This window comes from Serratia sp. JSRIV001 (assembly GCF_019968745.1).
GTDB lineage: Bacteria > Pseudomonadota > Gammaproteobacteria > Enterobacterales > Enterobacteriaceae > Chania > Chania fonticola_B.
In genome coordinates, this window is record NZ_CP074147.1 from 1263971 (window position 1) to 1282245 (window position 18275).

Sequence of the window (18275 nt, forward strand, 5' to 3'; positions counted from 1 at the left end):
CTCTTTAGTGAATCGACTCAGACCAGACGACCCTACAGCCGCCCGACGTAAACTGCCCTTGACGGTAACGCCCCTCAGCGGAATAACCAAATTCATGATAAACAGCTCGACCACTGTGGATCTGCTGATCGCAATAACCGCAGGGCTGAACCCGGATCACGGGTTTATTGCTAGCCAGTGTGATCGATTTCACGGTCACGCCCTGAATGCTGAGTGCCTTAACGACATTGCTTGCACGTTCCATTAACTCGACCAACTCTTCATTTTTTAAGCCGTTAAACATGACTATCACCTCAAAAAAGTCAGTTGATTAGCATCTCCGAGAACTTACGGACAGCCCCAGCGTCAACATGCTCGCCACTCAGCAGGCTGTAGCGATTGACGCCGCGCAGCAGCTTAAACAAGCGGCGGGCGTTGCCCTTGCAGGCAGAGAACAGTGCATCACTGACCGCTGAGTCCTTGGCATCTTCGAGGACACTCGTTGCTATGGAGTCAATGTCTTCACGTGGTAGAACGTCGCCCAGCGGCAGCGCAAAACCAACGCGGCTATAAAGCTGCTTATACTCGCCGCGTTTACCTTTGAGGTTAATAATCAGGCGGGGCATCCCTGCCAGTACAACGCCGATCCCGGCTTTGTCGTGGATGCGTCGAATGGTTTCGAGCGCACGATGTGGCAGGTTCTCCGCCTCATCAATCAGCAAAATACGCCCGGAGTCTTTAAGCGCCACAATGATGGCCTCGCTCAGCTCGTGCATGTTGCCGCGCTTGTTCAGGCCCAGACGGGCACACAGTTCCTCAAGCACCACGCGGGCGGTATAGCCCGGATCCGCTTCAAGCAAAAGGGCTGTGCGGTTATCGGCGGCATACTGACGCATCACCATGGTTTTCCCCATCCCTGCATCGCCATAAATAACGTTGATATCGCCGTCCAGGTGGGCCATACGAATAACCTCAAGGCATTTGCTGGCGGTATAGGTACGAATAAAAGAAACTGTTAATTTTTGGCTCTTTTCCTTTTCGGCTTCTCTAGCAATCAATGCAACGATATCCAGCTCAAGGGTTTTAACGTCGCCGTTATATTTCCCCTGTAAATACTGATTAAGCGTGGCCGGACTTTTACCCAACGCGCGGGCGACTTGTGTCTGTGACCAGTTACGACGGGCCATTAATTCTGATAATTGAGCAATCATAGTTACCTCGTTATTCATGGTGTGTGCCGGTCTTCTTTAAATGCTGTTCCCGATCAACTTCTAAAAAATGGTAATCGTGCTGTTCTGCCTGCTGTATCTCCCCCTGGAGAAGCATCCCAAAGTCGGGCATTGGTTTATGCTCAATGACCGGGGTAGCCTGTTCAATGACACGCTGTTTTTTCTTGTCCAGCAGAGCCACCTGACGCTTGGCACGCTCCTGAATACCCTGAGCCATTTTAGTTTCAGGAACTGCGGCGTTTGTATTGCCGTTCCAGATAGCCTTACAAATATAAGAACCGTCCATCCTGCGGATAATGACTTCTTGAGCGTTGCGCGGGTCATAAGCGACACGGACTTCAACGCCATCAAAATCAGCCAGGCCATGAGAGAAATAGCGGTTATTGCTGAGGCGGATCCAGCCACGGTCAACGGTGCGTTTTTCTTCCGGCATGAACATCTCGCGCAGTTCCACTTCGGTCAGATACTCGATTTCGTCGCCCTCCGTGGCCAGAACCGCTTCGCGGTAACGGGCCGGGGTCAGGTGCTTGCCGTTGTACTTGGGCAGCTCACTGTGTTCGTGGCTGTTGTTGTAACGCTCGATTTCCTCCTGGATGATTGCCAGCACATCCTCCCATTCAGGCACCGCTTCTGTTGCCCGCCGTTGGCGGACGTTAAGTGGCTTACCCTGGCTCTGTGCGTTCTCGGCTGACTCAACCGCCACCATCAGACGGCGGAGGTTGTCACGATCTGCGCCGCGTCCATTAAATGTCGGTACACGCTGAGCGATGGCGTATGGAATGACGCCGTTCAGCCGCTCGATGATGCCACGAGCCTGCGGGTTACCGGGAATACCGGTCATGTGCTCGATCCCCATGCGAGGGAAAATACCGGTTGTTTCCGCGTCCAGCGTCTTGTTTTTCTGGCCTGAACCATTATCCGTATAGACAAACAACGGTTTACCATAGCGTTGTATGCCATAGCGGTACGCCTCAGAAACGCCGCGCACGTTCTCGGAATAGGACAGGCTCCAGCCCACAACAAAACGTGAACGACCATCAATAACCAGCGTCAACTCCGGGGTAAATGCTGTTTTGCTGATAGGGTGCTTCACTTTCATATCCAGTGATTTCCCATCGCAAATCCAGCAGCCATTAACCGGCATACAGGACCAGTCACGGCGGCTGTAAACTTCCAGCGCCCGTGCAGCGGAACCACTGACACGACCGCGAAGCCGTTCCCGCTTTGGAAGCTTCTTCATCACCCGGCAAATGGCGTCATAAGACGGCATCACCGCCAGCATGGCGGGCTGGTCATGAAATTCGTGTTTCCAGTCAGCCTCGAAATCACGGTAGCAAAAACGCATGGTTGGCCCGTTGGGGCTGCGCCAGTACGCCAGGAAGCGCGGCAACCAACTGACGTCCTCCGGCTTCTTCGCTTTATGGTGACCGGGTGCCAACATGGCCAGGCGTTTTTCGGTGTCGTTAACCGTCAGCAGATACACGGAATACCATTCTTGCAAACTGCTACGGCTGACGCCCAGGCGTTTACCTTTGCGAGCGTTCGCCAGTTCAGCCATTTGCATCAGTGGCCCCGGCAGTGTTCCGGCGCGGGAACCGTCGACAATGTAATTGACAGCAGCGAGACGACTCAGACCAGCTTGGTCATAAAGTTTTAACACCTCCAGTGCCAGCGCCGAACGTGCATCTGCCACGGCTTTTTGCTTGTCGGTCAACTGGCTGACCTCACGCTCCAGCAGGGCCGGGCACTGGTTCAGGATGTCGAGTTCTTCACGGGGTTTAATACCAGTCTTGCGCTCAGCCGTGACAGTGGTAACCACAGCAGTATCGCTGGCCACTTCGACAACCTGTTGGTAATGGCGGGCAAGGACAACCTCACGGGCTTCACGTGGTAAACAATCAACGTGATATTCGAAAGCCTTTGAACCTGTACGACGACGGCGTAGGTCAGAATTTCCACCTGCACGTTTATTCAGATTATTACGGATATTGTGAAGCATGCTCGGAAAGCCGGGCAAATTTGCACATTCCTGAACAGTCAACCAGATAGACATTCCTTATCCCCTAATCCGAAAAACGGTTTCAATGTAACGACTCGGCCAGATAAGCTCTGGAGATACACCGATTTTTTGTGCGATTGCATCTTCGTAACGGCCGCACTTACGGTAGAAAACATTACGAATCGCGTTTTTACCTACGCCCAGTTCGCTTTCTAAATCGCTCAGGCTGACACCCTTGCGATCGAGAGCTGCGATTATCGCTTTGCTTGACCAGTCCTCACCGGCGCAAACAAACAGATTCGCCATGTCTTGTGTTAGCAACTGCATCGTTGATATCCTTCCTCGTTTATCTAAAACGATAATTAAATATGATTATCGCTTACACACAATCTAATCGCACAATAAACCGATTTCAAGTGGTTTATTCGCAAATTAATCCGAATAAATTAATCTTGATATGAATCATGGTGTTACATGAATAAAACTGATAGTACAGCGAAAGACCGAAAGCGGTTTATTTCGATGCCAGGAATAAACCGTTTTTCAGAACGGTTAAAAATTGCGATGGGCGCCATGACTAATGTGGCCTTGGCCAACGTATGTGGCATCTCAGAGTCTGCGGTGAGAAGTTACCTTAAAGGGCGCAGCTACCCAGGCATTGATAAGATTCAGGCCATAGCACAGGCGTGTAGTGCTCCAATGGAATGGCTCATTACAGGAGATGTAGAAGCTGATAAAAACGATAGCATCGCAATATATTACGATAGTAAGTTGATGGGGGTGATTGAGGTGATGACTGATGAGCAGCGCCAGCAACTAGCACAGGTCATCGTTCAACATGGCATATCTGGCATTATGAGAGCCTTACAGAGCATTGAGTCAATCGCTGAGTTTTCATTGCTCCCTGAGAACGAAAGGCTGCAACTAATGCAACTTCATGGCGAGATTAAAAAGGGGGCACCTGAGGATAGTAAAACCAATGAGCTGAACCTGCCGGTTCACAAGCAAGCTGGCTAAACCCCGCATGCTGTTCGGCTAATGCTGAGTGGGGTTTATTAATAAAGTCGTTTCGCTCGTTACTCATTGAGATAAAGGGATAAATTAGTATAGATCATGGTTTAATGATATGCGTTTAAATGAAGTTTAAACGTGATTAATGCAGAGGTTATTCAGTCCAGAATTTACCGCATAAAAAAGTATTTTTGGTTATTTTGACGGAGGCAGTCCAAAATCAACCAATCCCTCAAAACCCGCGCCAGTCTTGGCGTCGTGTCGAAGTTTCGATTTTTCCCACCATCCAGAATTGATCACCCCCCCACACTCGACCAGCTTGATAAGATCTTCTGTGGTCACCTCATTGAGTTTGCCGCCTTGCTGGCGCGGATCGACGAAGGTACCAATCCCGATTTCGGTTAAAATCCCCGGCTGGTGCGCCGCTGCGGCCCGTAGGGTCTGAGTTAACACGCCTTGGGGATAGTTGTAGGCCGCAATCTTGTTCTGTTCGGCCAGATCGGAGATGCGTGGGGATTGTCCCCAATGCCCGCACAGTGCCCATTTCACCAGCCCAACCTGTGCCAGTGGGCTGATACCGCGATCGGCGCGGTCGCCTAACCCTGTCGGGCTGATTAATGACAGGTCACGCGGGGTTTGCGAGGTTTGATATTTGTCTGCCAGCGCGGTAATTAAGGTGGTGGCTTCCAGAATACCGCCACCGGCCCCTAATACGCATAAGGTGGCTTCGTCAGGAATATAATTTACCGCCTCTTGTGCCGATAATACCGGGACTCTGCCATTAATTCTTTTCGGTTTTACCAGTTCCATAATTACTCCTGTTAATGACCGATGCATTTATTTTATTTTGCGGGGCAACCAAACTCGCACGCAGGCGCGCGGATGCCGCAATTAAGCTGCATGAAAAATTGATTGCTCTTTTTAGTGACTTGTTTTATTCGGCGGAAAGACGATTATTCCCGCCGACAGTAATATCAGTACGCCACTGAATTAATGCAGTATCGTTAATATGGTGCGTAAATCCGTGACGGAGATTTGCCCCGGCGCGGAGGCTTTCTTGACCGCGCCAAAGGTGGCCGCAGAGCCAAAGGTTTCGCCCGCTAACCGGGATACAATGCCGGTTTTGGCCATCGACATGGTGATTATCGGCCCGTTGGCATGCTTTTCGTGCATTTCCAGCGTCGCGGCCAGCAGCGTCAATACGTCACTTTTGTTTTGCGGCATCAGGGCGATTTTCGGAATATCGGCTCCCAATTCCTGCATTTTGCACAGGCGCTTGACGATTTCCTCCTGCGGCGGCGTTTTATGGAAATCATGATTCGACATGATGACCAAGACGTTCTTGGCGTGGGCATGGGCCACGGCCTCTTTGAGCAGTTCGTCGCCGGTAAACAGCTCCAGATCGATCATATCGACCAGGCCGCTGTCCACCGCCGCCAGATTGAGCGCGATATAGGCCTGTGGGGGCAACGCCTGCTCACCGCCTTCCTGCGCGCTGCGGAAGGTAAACAGCAGCGGCTTGTCGGCAATGATCTCTTTGATCTGACGGGCGGCGGCTAGCACGTTGCTGAGCGTGGCGACATCCGCAAAATGATCGACGCGCCACTCCAGAATATCGAAATCAGCGTGACGATAATCCTGCGCCTCAGCCACCACGGCAGGGATATCTTTGCCCATCAGCGAGACAATGATTTTTGGCGCGCCTTCGCCGAACACAATGTTTTTTACGGTTATGGTTTTCATTTTTACCTTTTGCATGCTGTTTTGCCGCAATCAATAAGGTGGTGATTTAAGCCCATCACCACGCGCTACGGGAATGCTACGCCTCGAATCCCATCACCTGCTTAACGTATTCCAGTGGGAAATCTTTGCCAGTCCACAGTTTGAACTGTTCGGCGCCTTGCCATAACAACATGCCGTAACCGTCCACCGTTTTGCAACCTGCCTGTTGGGCCATTTGCAGCAACTTGGTCATGTGCGGGTTATACACGCACTCCGTCACCAGCAGTTGCGGGCGCAGCATGGCGATGTCGCTAACGATGCTCTCGTTTTCCAGCGGCTTCATCCCGACTTTGGTGCCGTTAGTCAGGATATCCGCGCTGGCGATGGCGCTGGCAAACGCTTGCTGGTCTGCCAGATCGGTCACGGTTACCTTGCAGTCGGTGTTGTCGTTGACCCGTTTGGCAAAGTCGAGCGCCTGTTCAAAGAACTCGTCCTTACGATTAAACAGCTTGATCTCTTTGATGCCTTCAACGGCGGCCTGTGCGCCGATAGCGGTAGAAGCGCCACCCGCACCGACCAGCACCATGGTTTTGCCCTTGATATCAAAACCGGTTTCCTTGATGGCCCGAATATGCCCGGTACCGTCGGTGTTATAGCCGCGCAGATAGCCGTCGTCGTTGACGATGGTGTTGATAGCGCCAACCAGTTTGGCCGCTGGCGTTAATTCATCGACATACTGGCAGGCAAACTGCTTGTTAGGCATCGAGACGCCGGTGCCGCGCATTTTTAACGCCTTCAGCCCTTCAATCGCGCTGGCGAAGGTGGTGGTATCGACTTCGAAAGCCATATAGGTAAAAGGTAGCCCGACTTTATCCAACGCTTTATTTTGCATCTCTGGCGATAAGCTGTGTCTGATCGGATAGGCCATCAGCCCGATAAGCTCATATTTTGCGGTTACATCCATTCTAAACTCCTTGTCTAACCATGTTCGTGTGGGACGCAAACCTGCGTAATTGCTGTTTTGCGTTATTGGAAAAAGCGCTCGCCCAATCGCAGGTCACTTTGCGGGACTTTGAATACTTTGTAATAGCGAATGAAGACGATGATGGCGGTAACAAAGGCCAGCAGGGCAAAGGCAATATCCAGCAGGATGATGTATTGCAAACCAATGTTGGAGAGGTAACCGGTGATTAATGGGATCAAGAAGTTGGCTAACCCGCCCATCATCATATAAACGCTGGTGACCTTGGCTTTGCTTTTCGGGAAAAATTCCGACATGACGGAGACGCCAAGCTGCAATATCCCACCGGCGGCGGAGAAACCAATCGCAAAGGCACCAAGGTTACAAACCAGCGGTGAGGGATACAGATAGATAATGGTTGCCGCGATCACCGAGACACCGGCGTTAAACACGTTGGCCCATACCGGGCGCACGGTGCTCTTTAACAGCAGGGCGAAGATAAACACGCACATCAGCGAGCCAAGGCTATACCAGGAGATGGTTTTCAGCGCGTCGGCCTCCGCCATACCGGCAAATGCCATTGCGTATTTCGGCATCCAGACCACGATCACGTAGAAGGTAGAGAATGCGGCTACGCCGAAGATAACGGAGGAGACGCCCTCCAACCAGGCTAGCGGCTTACTGTTCATCTGCGGCAACTCTTTAGCCACGGAGGCATCAACCAGCTGGCTGGGGAACTTGCTTTTAAGCAGCAGCAACGTGATCAGGACGAACAGGATCCCCGGGATGACCATCGCGTAGCCGTACCAGATGTGGCTGACCAGCAGGTAGCTGACCAGCATCGGATAGAACATCTGGCCGAAAGAGACCATGGCTTTCACCAGGATCACCGCCGAGCCGGACGTCTTGGGATAGCTCTCCATCAGGGCCGGATAGCCGCCGGTGTCAAGCGCCGCATTGGCAACGCCAACGCACACCGCCAGGCCAAAGGCGACGATCAGATTAGGGCTGGCCGGGATGCCAAAGAAGAACAGAATATACAGGGCGACGCCGATCAAAATGGCGGCGCGGCGGCCAAACTTATCCGATATCACGCCGAAGAACAGAATGCTGACTAGCCGACCTAACCCAATGCCAGATATCAGGTAGGCAATGCCCGCGTTGTCGGTGCCGAACTTCTCGGCCAGTGGCGTCATGTTTTGTGCCAGCGTAATGACGCTGGCACCATGGAGAAAATAACTCAAATAGATACTGATGACCGCTAATAAAAATGGCGCTTTGAAGGCCTTGCTCTGGCTCATGCTGTTCTCCGCTTGTCGCTAATTTTTTACGTTTTTGGATCCAGGGACCTGTTGTTCTGGTGGCCTTTCTTTTTAATTAATCATTGCGGGAAAGTAATGGGTGAAAACATCCCGATAAGTCACACTGTGGTAAATAACTTGGGTCATGGATAACCGCCAATACACCGGCAACCTGACGTGTGCTGAGTATAGGTAATGCAGTAGGTGATAAATACGTAATATGCCGTTTTAGTTTTCAACTTTATTGCAGGGGAAGATGCTGAGATGGCGCTTGATGGTGTTGCCGAATTGTGCCGATATTTCGCTGGTTAAATCAGGTATGGAAGGCTGCTGCACGGTGTTTCCTTTTTGGGCGTGGTGAAGGCGAATGGTTATTAACAAGCTATTTACTTTGTCTGGAGATCAGCTGCTGACGGAATACTGTCTGATATTGCACGCGGTCATAATAATATTGTATGTGGTGTCGGTCGGAGGAATAAAGCCAGGTTTCTATATCTAAATAATGGCCCCTCACCCTAACCCTTTCTCAAAAGGAGAGGGGACCGATCGAGTTCGTAATGAGTTGTGGAAACCGTACCTGAACACTGCACTGGATCAATTCCCTCTCCTTGGGGAGAGGGAGATACAGCATAAGAAAGTTAACAGTCAGAGAAGGTAATTTGGTGGGATTAACTGGCCATCTGTACCATCTTAAGGGGACGGTTGGCCTCTTTATGGCTACGGTAACCAATAAACAGCGCCAGCAGAAAGCCGCAGGCTGCGATAGCGGTATCGAACCACATAATGTTGGCGATACTGGTTTCGGAAATCTTGGCGGTAATCAAAGGAATGGTGAACGTTGCCAGGCTGCCAGCGCTGTAATAGATGCCGGTGGCTTTGCCTTTCGCGTGGGGAAGGCGGGTCGCCATCAGCGTCAGCCCTAGCTGCATGACCCCGCCTGCGGCAGAGAAGCCGATAACAAAGGCGAAAACCATCACGACGTACATGTTGGGATACAGGCAAACGGTGAGTAAGGTAATGAAGGAGATAAAGGTATACAGCATCAGAAAGGTAGTTGATTTAAACCTTTTCTTTACCAGCCCGGCGGTGATGAACACGCACATCAGTGAGCCGATGGTGTAGATGCTCAGCAGCTTGATCGACATCGTATAGCTCATACCCGCCACAAACTGGCCATACTGTGCCAGCCATTGGCTGATCAGGTAAAAGGTGGCCATGGCGATATAGCCATATAGGGTATAGCTGATGAGATCAACGATGGAACAGCGAGGGTTGTCATCCGCATTCAAATCGGGTTCGGTGGCCACTCGTCGCCCCGGATGAGTGGGGAATGGGCAGCGCAGCAGGAACAGGCCATTGAGCAGCATAATGCCAGCAGCGATCAGGAACGACCAGCCAAACCAGACCTCAGCCCAGACCAGCAGGCTGATGACCATCGGCAACATAAACTGGCCGCCGGAGACAAAGGCTTTGATCAAGATATTGGCGGTACCTGGCGACTTGGGGAACGCCTCCATCAGCGTAGGGTAGGTGCCCGAGTCGAGAAAACTGTTGGCAACGCCAGCTAAAAAACCAAATACATAAGCGACAATAATGGTGGGGCTAAGCAGAATGCCAAAAAAGAAGCCCAAATAGCACACTATCCCCAGAAAAATAAAGGGTCTGCGGCCAAATCGATCGGATAACATGCCGGTGATTAATAACACACTGAGCCTGCCAATGCCCAAAGAAGAGATGACGATCGAAATGCCTGCGGCATCGGTATGCCATTGTTCTGCCAGATAAGGCATATTCAAGCTGATTAATATCACCCCCATACCGTGCACCAGATAATTCAGATACAGCCCCAAGGCCGTTGGTACATACTTGTTTTCCATAGGTTGTTGCTCTGAAACTCGTTCATAATAAATAATTCGTGCCGGGAAAAACGGTTGGGCACGAGATTGTTACAGGCGTTAACCTGCGGTCAGGAGTGATAGTCAGTCAAAACTATGGGCAGGCGGTGTTGATAAGCCGTCCTTATTAAATCCCATCCAGATTAATGAGCGCGATGTGTCCTATTAGTCAGGGTTAACATAGCCGCTCGAGATCATAAGCATAAAGTTGTGCGGCGACCGACTGATAAATTTTCCATTCCAGATAATCACCTTGGGCGTAGACAGCCAGAAAGGACGCATAATCGGGGAAGAAGCGCATGGTGTTATTACCAATGCGATTGTTGATCTTGTCGATGATGGCATTGATGTGGTTTTTTCTTTTTTTAATCATTTTTGTGAATGTATCAATAATAGCGGCCGGTATTTCACTTTCACCACGCTCCCATTGCAGCCATGTAGCTAAATTGTTGTCAGATGAAATATAGGTCGCACACTCTTCGACCGTCATAAAAAAAAGCTGACGCAGTGCCTGCAGTTCTAAATGATTCATGATGACGCAGATCCACGTTAGAGAAAACCATGCAGAATAAATAGCATTATTGGGCGTTTTTCGTCTTGAACAGGCTCACACTATTGGGTGCAATATTATTTGTTGCCGGGGTGTGAATATATTACCGCATTATGAGATTTTACTGTGGGGAATTGTAAAGCCGCCCGAGCGGACGGCTGTATTGGTTTTGAGCCCAAGTTCATTTGCTAAAGCGGGACCGGGAGGGTAACTCTTTCAAGAGCTAGTCACCCGGCCTTGGCCGTATTAAACGGCGGCTTGGCGAACCACACCAGCAAGGTCAGCATCAGGAATACCCCGGCAGAGAGATAGAAAATATCGTTGGCCGACATCAGCAGGCTCTGCTGGGTAATTTGATCGTTGATATAGGTCGCGGCTTGCTGCTGATTGAACCCCAGATGTTGCAGTTGGTGATCCAGGCTGATCGCAGCCGGGTTGAATTGCGTCACTGACTGCGTCAGTTGCGCATGGTGAAATGACTCCCGGTGGCTCCACAGGGTCATGGTGAGTGACGTGCCGATCGAGCCAGATAACGTTCGGAAAAAGTTGCTCAGGCTGGTGGCCGCAGCGAATTTTTCTGGTGCGAGCCCTGACAATGAAATGGTGGTCAGCGGCAGGAAGAAGCAAGCCACGGCGAAGCCTTGCATCAACTGCGGCAGCACCACGGCAGTAAAATCAATCGCCGGATTAAACGTCATCGCACGCCAGTAATAGCAACCGGCATACACGATAAAGCTAAAGGTCACCAATACCCGCATATCAATACGATCGCCGTAGCGGCCAATCAATGGCGCGATCAGCAGCGGCATCAACCCGATGGGGGCATAGGCCAGCCCTGCCCACACCGAGGTGTAATCAAACACCGTCTGTAGCAGCTGCGGCATCAGCACAATTGCTCCGGCATAAATCAGATACGCACAACTGATGCACAGGATGCCGATGCTGAAGTTACGTGAGCGGAACAGGCTCAGATCGATGATCGGGTTATCGTTGGTGGCTTCCCAGATAATCAGCAAAATCAGCGCGACCACGGCGATCACGGCCAGCACGATCACGGTGGTAGAGTTAAACCAGTCGAGGTCTTTGCCTTTATCCAACATGATTTGCAGGCTACCCACACCGAGCACCAGCAGGCTCAGGGCGAACAGGTTGATTTTTACCGGCTCGGTGGGCGTTTCTCTTCCTTTCAGCTTCCATGCGGTAATGGCAACGACGATGATGCCGAACGGAACGTTGATTAAAAATATCCAGCCCCAGTCGTAGTTATCGCAAATATAGCCGCCAATAATCGGGCCAAAGATCGGGGCGATAATCACCGTCATCGACCACAGCGCCAACGCGATATTACGCTTCTCTGGCGGGTAGTTACGCAGCAGCAGGCTTTGCGATAGTGGGATCAACGGGCCTGCGACCAATCCCTGAATGACGCGGAAAAAGATCAGCATATCGAGATTGGTGGAGAACCCGCAGCACAGCGACGCCAGTGCAAACAACGTCACCGAAGCTAAAAACAGCTTACGCTCACCGAACCGCTGCGCCAGACGCCCGGTTATCGGGATGGAGATCGCGTTGGCGACACCAAACGAGGTGATCACCCAGGTTCCTTCGTCCGTAGAGGCCCCCAGGAACCCGGAAATGGTGGGAATGGCGACATTGGAGATGGTGGAGTCCAACATCTGCATAAAGGTCGCCATCGAAAGCGACAGCGTCACCAGGATCAACGACCAGCCTTTTAACGGCAGCAGTGTGTTGTTATTGCTCATAAATCACATCGCATTGGCTTTGATGATGTCTTGGATTTCCGCGTCGATACTGGAGGTATCGAGCACCAGCGCCTGGCTTTGGTAAGCCGGTTTCAGGCGTTGGGTGGTAGATAGCGCAGGGCCGTTGGTGTTGTTTTCGCGCAAGGTCACCGTGGTGGATAAGCCAATTCGCAATGGGTATGCCTTGAGCTGTTCCGCATCCAGGGTAATACGCACCGGCAGGCGTTGAACCACTTTGATCCAGTTACCGGTGGCATTCTGCGCGGGCAGCACCGAGAACGCACCGCCGGTTCCCATATTGATGCCTTCAACCACGCCGTCGAATACCACATTGCTGCCATAGAGATCGCTCACCACGCTCACCTTTTGCCCAATGCGCACGCCGCTGAGCTGGGTTTCCTTGAAGTTGGCGTCAATCCACAGCTGATCGGCCGGGACGATGGATAATAAGGCCTGGCCAGCGCTGAGTGTTTCACCCACCTGCACATTGCGTTGAGCGACATAGCCGGTCACCGGGCTGCGAATTTTGGTGCGCTGTAGCGCGAGCCAGGCTTCGCGCATTTGTTCTGCCGCCAACAGGATGGCCGGCTGCTGTTCAAGCGTGGAGTTCTGGATCAGGATACGATTGCCGCGATATTGTTCGATAGCGACGTCCAGCGCCGCTTTGCTGCTGTTAACGGCATCACGCGCATGTTGCAGGTCTTCTTTTGAAAAGGCCCCCGCTCCCATCAGCTTGGTGCGGCGTAGATAATCGGCCTGCGCTTGCTGATAAGCGATTTTAGCCTGGGCGATATTGGCGTTATATTGGGCGTCGTTGATATAGATCTGTTTGGTTTTTCTCACCGTTTCCGCCAGCTTATTTTTGACTTTTTTAAAGTTGAGGTTGGCATCGGTATCATCTAAATTGACCAAGACATCCCCTTGCTGGACTAAATCGGTATTGGTGTAATTTACGCTGACCACGCTGCCGTTAACCTGCGAAGAAATAGTGACCTGATTGCCCATCACATAGGCATCATCGGTGCTTTGCACATTGCGCGAATTGAAATACCACCAGGTTGCACTGGCCATGGCCGCAATAATAATCACCATTAGAAAAATGAGCAGCCACTGCTTTCTTTTTTCTAATGGTGTTTTCACCTGGTTACTGTCTGGCTGCGGTAATTGTGGCATGGCAAAACCCTTGCTTGTCTGTTTTATGAGCAATAGCAAACCATTACGCTGCTGTGGGCAATAAGCACAGCGCGTAATTTAATCATTGAATGGCTTGGTTAATCACCTTCAGCTTAAAGCGGCATAGGCCTATGGGAGGAAACGCTGAAGGTTCGTAGTGATTATAAAAGCGGGCGTTGCCGTAACCCAGCAGAGACATCGGAAATCGTTGCAGGCAGCGTCCTACACGTGAAGTCCACCCCGTGACTACAGGAGTTGGGGCAACAGCGAATTAGAACTATAAACAGGGTTATGCTATAAGCTCGTAGATAGCTTGAAATCCTTAAAATATAGCGTGAGCGAAGAAACATCGCTGACCAACGCTGCCCGTGTTTTTTATATCACCAGGAAACGACAATGAGTGAAACCAAGTCTTTGCGCGCCGTAATTGTTGACGACCACCCTCTGGCTCGTATGGCGATCAAGAACCTGCTGGAAAGTGAAGGTATTAGCGTTATTGGCGAGGCAGCGGACGGGGCAGAGGCGCTGCTGCAGGTGGCGCAGCAGCAGCCAGACGTGGTGATTGTCGACGTCGATATTCCCATCATGAGCGGCATTGAGGTGGTTGAAAAACTCAGAAAGCAGCAGTTCAGCCAAATCATTATCGTGGTTTCCGCCAAAAACGATCTGTTCTACGGCAAGCGTAGCGCGGATGCCGGGGCCAATGCTTTTATCAGTAAAAAAGAGGGGATGACCAATATTATCGCCGCGGTGCATGCTGCCCAGAATGGCTACAGCTATTTTCCTTTCTCACTAAACGGTTTTGTCGGCAGCCTTTCTTCGGAACAGGAAATGCTGCTGTCGCTCTCCAGCCAGGAGATTAAGGTGATGCGTTCCCTCCTCGGCGGTGCAGATAATATGCAGATTGCGGCGGCGATGTTTATCAGCAATAAAACGGTCAGCACCTATAAAAGCCGTTTAATGGAGAAGCTCGGCTGTAGCTCGTTGGCCGATCTGTTTGCTTTCGCCAACCGTAATAAAATTGGGTGAGTGCATGCTAAAACGGGTACTGGGGTTTTGGCTGGTTTTACTGTGTCTGATGCTGCCTGCACAGGCTGTGATCAACGGGCCGATCACGTTAGCGCTGGCGACTAACCACCTGGTCACGCCTCCGGCCATCTACTTGGGCCACGACGACTTTATCTGGCTGGCGCAAAAGCACAGTCTTACCGTTGCGGTGTATGGAGTTGAATCCCAACCGTTGAGTATGAATAGCGTCACCGGACGCTATTGGGGAATGAATGCGGATTACCTTGCGCTGTTTGGAAAAGCTCTGAATATCAATGTAAACGTCAAACTCTACGCCGATGAGCAACAGGCATTGGCGGCACTGCTTGCGGGCCGCGTCGATCTTGTTCTCACTACGCCCGGTAGGATTAGCCCGCAAAAGGCTCCCTTTATTGCCAGCTTGCCGCTGGTGCAAGGCTATCCAACCCTGGTGACGCGGCTTGCCGAGGTGATGAAGCCGTTTCACGATAATAGCGATAAGCTCAAGATAGCGATCACCCGGGATTATCCCCCAGAATCATTTATTAAACAGGCATTTCCTAACGCCAGCGTCATTTCTTTTGCCGATGAATATCAGGCGTTGGCCTCGGTTGCCAGTCATCAGAGTGACTACTTTCTCGGCAATAACCTCACCACCAGTTTTATTATCGCGCGCGATTTCTACCAGACGCTGGGAATGGTGAAGTTCTGGCGAGCACCGCAAAGCGGCGACGTGCTTATTGCGCTCGATAGTCAGCGGCAATTGGTCAACATTGTCGACAGATTTATCAGTTCACTGACCGAACCTCAGCATAGCCAGATTGCTCAGTCCTGGATTGATATGGGTAACCTCACCTTTTTAACCAGGGACCTGGCTTTTACCCCACAGGAAACGCGCTGGCTGGAAAAAAACCGCAAATTGCGCATAGTGATAAATCCCTATTACGCCCCGTTTAGCATGGTGGATGAAAACCAGGAAATACGCGGGATAGTTGGCGATATCCTTAACCTGATCCAGCTGCAAACCGGTTTGACCTTTGAACCGGTGATTGCCAATTCCAATGAAGAGATGGCCAGCATAATACGTAGTGGCAATTGGGATATCCTGTCCTCGGCCACGTACAGCCCAGAGCGGGAAGAACAGGCGGCCTTTACTCATCCGTTTTTGGCTACTCCTTTTGTGATCGTCACCCGCGCTGCGGTCAAGCAGACCGAAACGATGAAGCCTGGCATGAAAGTCGCTATTCCGGCCTACCATACGTTATCGGAAAAACTAAAAGCCAAATATCCGGGTGTGCAATGGGTTGAGGTAGAGAACACCGGCGCAGCGCTGAGCATGCTGGATCGGAGGGAAATTGACGCAGTGGTGTCCACACAGCTCGCCTCGCGCTACATCATCGATCACTACTATCCCAATCGGCTGAGCTATTTCCGTATTCCCGACGAGCGCACCGCCCAGATCGCCTTTGTCATTCCACGTGGCTCGCAAGAATTACAAAGCATTCTGAATAAGGCCATCGACGATATTCCCCCCAAAGAGCTGATGAATTTGGCCGGGAAGTGGGTAAAAACCCCCGAAGTGAAAATTGACACCTGGAATCTCTATAACCGGCCTTTTTACCTGGTGATCGTTCTGGCTACGCTGCTGGTTGTCAGCAGCTTGCTGTGGGGAGCCTATCTGCTGCGGGCCATCCGTAAAAGCAAAGAGGCACAGGCTGCGCTTGAGTATCAGCTCGGTTTTCGCCAGACCTTATTCAATTCGATCCCCGTGCCGGTGTACGTTATTTCGGTGGAAGGTGAGCTCGAAAGCTACAACAGCGCCTTCGGGGCCTTCTTCACCCCCGAGTTACATGCCGCGATGCATCATTCATTGTTCGATCGCCGTCATCCTCTGGCAGACATTTTCGCAGCGCTTCAACCCAATATCCAGCAAGGGCTGCAAATCAACCAGGTTATCCCTCATCAACTGGTGTTGAATAATGGCACGGAAGAGCGCCTGATCCTGCACTGGTTAACGCTGTGCCAACTACCCGCCAACACGCCGCCCACGCTGATTTGTGGCTGGCAGGACATTACTGAATCCAGGCAGTTGATGGAGGCGTTGCAGGTGGAGAAAGACAAGGCCATTGATGCCAATCGAGCCAAAAGCACTTTCCTTGCTAGCATGAGCCATGAGATCCGTACGCCGGTGAGTGCGATCATGGGGTTCCTGGAGTTACTGACCACCCATAGCCAAAGTCCGGCAGCAGAGAAGGAATCTATTCAACTGGCTTATTCCACCGCTCAGTCACTACTCGGCCTGATTGGCGATGTGCTGGATATGGAAAAAATTGAGTCTGGTAACTTTGAGCTGGCGCCAGAATGGGTAGATCTGGCCTCGTTGTTAACTACGACGGTCAGTAGTTTTGAAGGGGTGGCCACGCTGAAAAACCTGCGGCTGTCGGTCGATTACCGCCTGGAAAAAACGCAGGCGCTGTGGCTCGATCCGCAGGCGGTAAAACAGGTGCTGGCCAATCTCCTCAGTAACGCCATCAAATTTACCGTTGAGGGTGGGATCGAAGTGATAGCGCAAACGCATGCGCAGGGCACCGACCGCACTTGCCTGACGCTGAGCGTGAAAGATAGCGGGGCGGGCATTAGCCCGCAGGAACAGCAACATCTGTTCAAGCCCTTTAGTCAGACCAAGTGGGGTAAACAACAGACCGGATCGGGATTGGGTTTGACGATCTGCCGTGAGTTGGTTGAACGCATGGCTGGTACCATAGACATGGCCAGCCAGCCGGGCAGGGGCACCACCATGACGGTGACGCTCACCACCGCGGTTACGGACCTGGAAAAGGTTGCCGCCATTTCATTTACACCAAAATCGCCCGTCAGTGGCCCTAAAGCTCTGAGGATTGTGATTGCGGACGATCACCCCACCAACCGGCTTCTGTTGCGTCGTCAGTTGGCTACGCTTGGCTATCGGGTCGATGAGGCCATTGATGGTGTGGCAGCTCTGGCCTTGATCGAGGCCAATCCGTACGATCTGCTCATCACCGATCTCAACATGCCTAATATGGATGGCATAACGTTGACCCGCCGGGTACGTGAATTCAATCGGGACATTATTATCTGGGGGTTAACTGCCAACGCACAGGCCGAAGAGAAAGAGCGCTGCCTGGCGATGGGCATGAACCTGTGCCTGTTTAAACCGGTAGATTTACCGAAGTTGGAAGCTGCGCTACAAGGTGTGACAGGCCCTTCGCAGGCCGATCCACTCAGCGAGTTTATCGATATGGCAACGCTGCAGGCACTCAGCCTGGGTGACAGCGCCCTGATGCGCCAGATGCTTGAACAATCCCGCCTGGAAAATGACCAAGATTTGGCGGCAGCGAGAAAGGCACTCCACTCTCAGGACTGGCCGACTCTGCAATCCCATTTACACCGCATTAATGGTACGGCTCAACTGCTGGGGGCCACGTCGTTACATCTGCTTAGCGAAGAACTGGAAAATGCGCTGGCGACACAACAGCATGAGGCGGTGATCGAAGAAGGCATGCGCGAGCTGGAAAAGTTGCTGAAGGGGCTGAATGCAGCTATTGAGGCATTTTCCCACCCATAGATATATTTACAAGGGGCGCTACACGCTGCGCCCCTTGATACAAGCCTACGGGTGTAGTCCCG

14 protein-coding genes and 1 pseudogene are annotated in these 18275 nt (G+C 51.7%); 3 read left to right on the plus strand and 12 right to left on the minus strand.

Features of this window, described 5'->3' with window-relative positions; genetic code table 11:
* Nucleotides 1–4: 4 nt before the first annotated feature.
* Genes KGP17_RS05685 through KGP17_RS05700 form a run of 4 tightly spaced genes read right to left on the minus strand, consistent with a single transcriptional unit; the run spans nt 5 to nt 3534 of the window.
* On the minus strand, nt 5–283 hold the full coding sequence (locus KGP17_RS05685) for a hypothetical protein (RefSeq protein ID WP_223499019.1): 279 nt from the start codon (nt 281–283) through the stop codon (nt 5–7).
* Between the two features lie 19 nt (nt 284–302).
* Nucleotides 303–1190 carry an AAA family ATPase gene (locus tag KGP17_RS05690; RefSeq protein WP_223499020.1) on the minus strand — a complete coding sequence of 296 codons (888 nt, stop codon included), beginning with the start codon at nt 1188–1190 and terminating at the stop codon, nt 303–305.
* A 10-nt stretch (nt 1191–1200) separates the two neighbouring features.
* The gene (locus tag KGP17_RS05695; protein WP_245398323.1) at nt 1201–3207 is read right to left on the minus strand and encodes a Mu transposase C-terminal domain-containing protein; all 2007 of its coding nucleotides are present in this window, start codon (nt 3205–3207) and stop codon (nt 1201–1203) included.
* Between the two features lie 57 nt (nt 3208–3264).
* The gene (locus KGP17_RS05700; protein WP_223499022.1) at nt 3265–3534 is read right to left on the minus strand and encodes a helix-turn-helix domain-containing protein; all 270 of its coding nucleotides are present in this window, start codon (nt 3532–3534) and stop codon (nt 3265–3267) included.
* A gap of 147 nt (nt 3535–3681) precedes the next feature.
* On the opposite strand from KGP17_RS05700, the gene KGP17_RS05705 reads away from it, so the two are divergent.
* Nucleotides 3682–4224 (plus strand): helix-turn-helix domain-containing protein, encoded by a 543-nt coding sequence (locus KGP17_RS05705; RefSeq protein WP_223499023.1) that lies wholly within the window; start codon nt 3682–3684, stop codon nt 4222–4224.
* Nucleotides 4225–4527: 303 nt separating this feature from the next.
* Here the strand turns inward: KGP17_RS05705 and KGP17_RS05710 are convergent.
* The 8 genes and pseudogenes from KGP17_RS05710 to KGP17_RS05745 form a co-directional block, all read right to left on the minus strand.
* Nucleotides 4528–5028 (minus strand): annotated as a pseudogene (locus KGP17_RS05710) (CoA-transferase); the annotation flags it as partial.
* 180 nt (nt 5029–5208) lie between these two features.
* Nucleotides 5209–5961, minus strand: coding sequence for a type I 3-dehydroquinate dehydratase (gene aroD, locus KGP17_RS05715; RefSeq protein ID WP_115158787.1), 753 nt, complete (start codon nt 5959–5961; stop codon nt 5209–5211).
* Between the two features lie 76 nt (nt 5962–6037).
* A complete protein-coding gene (gene ydiB / locus KGP17_RS05720; protein WP_059199959.1) occupies nt 6038–6904 on the minus strand; it encodes a quinate/shikimate dehydrogenase in 867 nt (288 codons plus the stop codon).
* 62 nt (nt 6905–6966) lie between these two features.
* Entirely contained in the window at nt 6967–8202 is a 1236-nt protein-coding gene (locus tag KGP17_RS05725) for an MFS transporter (protein ID WP_094983038.1), read from the minus strand.
* 668 nt (nt 8203–8870) lie between these two features.
* Nucleotides 8871–10079: an MFS transporter gene (locus tag KGP17_RS05730; RefSeq protein WP_179249101.1), complete on the minus strand. Its 1209-nt coding sequence runs from the start codon at nt 10077–10079 to the stop codon at nt 8871–8873.
* A 193-nt stretch (nt 10080–10272) separates the two neighbouring features.
* Nucleotides 10273–10629 (minus strand): YdiL family protein, encoded by a 357-nt coding sequence (locus tag KGP17_RS05735; protein ID WP_223499024.1) that lies wholly within the window; start codon nt 10627–10629, stop codon nt 10273–10275.
* Nucleotides 10630–10874: 245 nt separating this feature from the next.
* Nucleotides 10875–12410, minus strand: coding sequence for a DHA2 family efflux MFS transporter permease subunit (locus KGP17_RS05740; protein WP_209524237.1), 1536 nt, complete (start codon nt 12408–12410; stop codon nt 10875–10877).
* 3 nt (nt 12411–12413) lie between these two features.
* Complete coding sequence (locus KGP17_RS05745; protein WP_021805554.1) at nt 12414–13583, minus strand: EmrA/EmrK family multidrug efflux transporter periplasmic adaptor subunit; 1170 nt, start codon at nt 13581–13583, stop codon at nt 12414–12416.
* 414 nt (nt 13584–13997) lie between these two features.
* On the opposite strand from KGP17_RS05745, the gene evgA reads away from it, so the two are divergent.
* The gene (gene evgA / locus KGP17_RS05750) at nt 13998–14612 is read left to right on the plus strand and encodes an acid-sensing system DNA-binding response regulator EvgA (RefSeq protein WP_037375334.1); all 615 of its coding nucleotides are present in this window, start codon (nt 13998–14000) and stop codon (nt 14610–14612) included.
* A gap of 4 nt (nt 14613–14616) precedes the next feature.
* A complete protein-coding gene (locus KGP17_RS05755; RefSeq protein WP_223499025.1) occupies nt 14617–18213 on the plus strand; it encodes a response regulator in 3597 nt (1198 codons plus the stop codon).
* Nucleotides 18214–18275: the final 62 nt, after the last annotated feature.

What these genes read in the sequence shown, in the direction of transcription:
- KGP17_RS05735 (WP_223499024.1), bottom strand. Translation starts at nt 10,629, where the DNA reads ATGAATCATTTAGAACTGCAGGCACTGCGTCAGCTTTTTTTTATGACG.
- KGP17_RS05730 (WP_179249101.1), bottom strand. Translation starts at nt 10,079, where the DNA reads ATGGAAAACAAGTATGTACCAACGGCCTTGGGGCTGTATCTGAATTAT.
- KGP17_RS05695 (WP_245398323.1), bottom strand. Translation starts at nt 3,207, where the DNA reads ATGCTTCACAATATCCGTAATAATCTGAATAAACGTGCAGGTGGAAAT.
- KGP17_RS05740 (WP_209524237.1), bottom strand. Translation starts at nt 12,410, where the DNA reads ATGAGCAATAACAACACACTGCTGCCGTTAAAAGGCTGGTCGTTGATC.
- KGP17_RS05685 (WP_223499019.1), bottom strand. Translation starts at nt 283, where the DNA reads ATGTTTAACGGCTTAAAAAATGAAGAGTTGGTCGAGTTAATGGAACGT.
- KGP17_RS05725 (WP_094983038.1), bottom strand. Translation starts at nt 8,202, where the DNA reads ATGAGCCAGAGCAAGGCCTTCAAAGCGCCATTTTTATTAGCGGTCATC.
- KGP17_RS05705 (WP_223499023.1), top strand. Translation starts at nt 3,682, where the DNA reads ATGAATAAAACTGATAGTACAGCGAAAGACCGAAAGCGGTTTATTTCG.
- KGP17_RS05755 (WP_223499025.1), top strand. Translation starts at nt 14,617, where the DNA reads ATGCTAAAACGGGTACTGGGGTTTTGGCTGGTTTTACTGTGTCTGATG.
- KGP17_RS05700 (WP_223499022.1), bottom strand. Translation starts at nt 3,534, where the DNA reads ATGCAGTTGCTAACACAAGACATGGCGAATCTGTTTGTTTGCGCCGGT.
- KGP17_RS05745 (WP_021805554.1), bottom strand. Translation starts at nt 13,583, where the DNA reads ATGCCACAATTACCGCAGCCAGACAGTAACCAGGTGAAAACACCATTA.
- KGP17_RS05690 (WP_223499020.1), bottom strand. Translation starts at nt 1,190, where the DNA reads ATGATTGCTCAATTATCAGAATTAATGGCCCGTCGTAACTGGTCACAG.
- ydiB (WP_059199959.1), bottom strand. Translation starts at nt 6,904, where the DNA reads ATGGATGTAACCGCAAAATATGAGCTTATCGGGCTGATGGCCTATCCG.
- aroD (WP_115158787.1), bottom strand. Translation starts at nt 5,961, where the DNA reads ATGAAAACCATAACCGTAAAAAACATTGTGTTCGGCGAAGGCGCGCCA.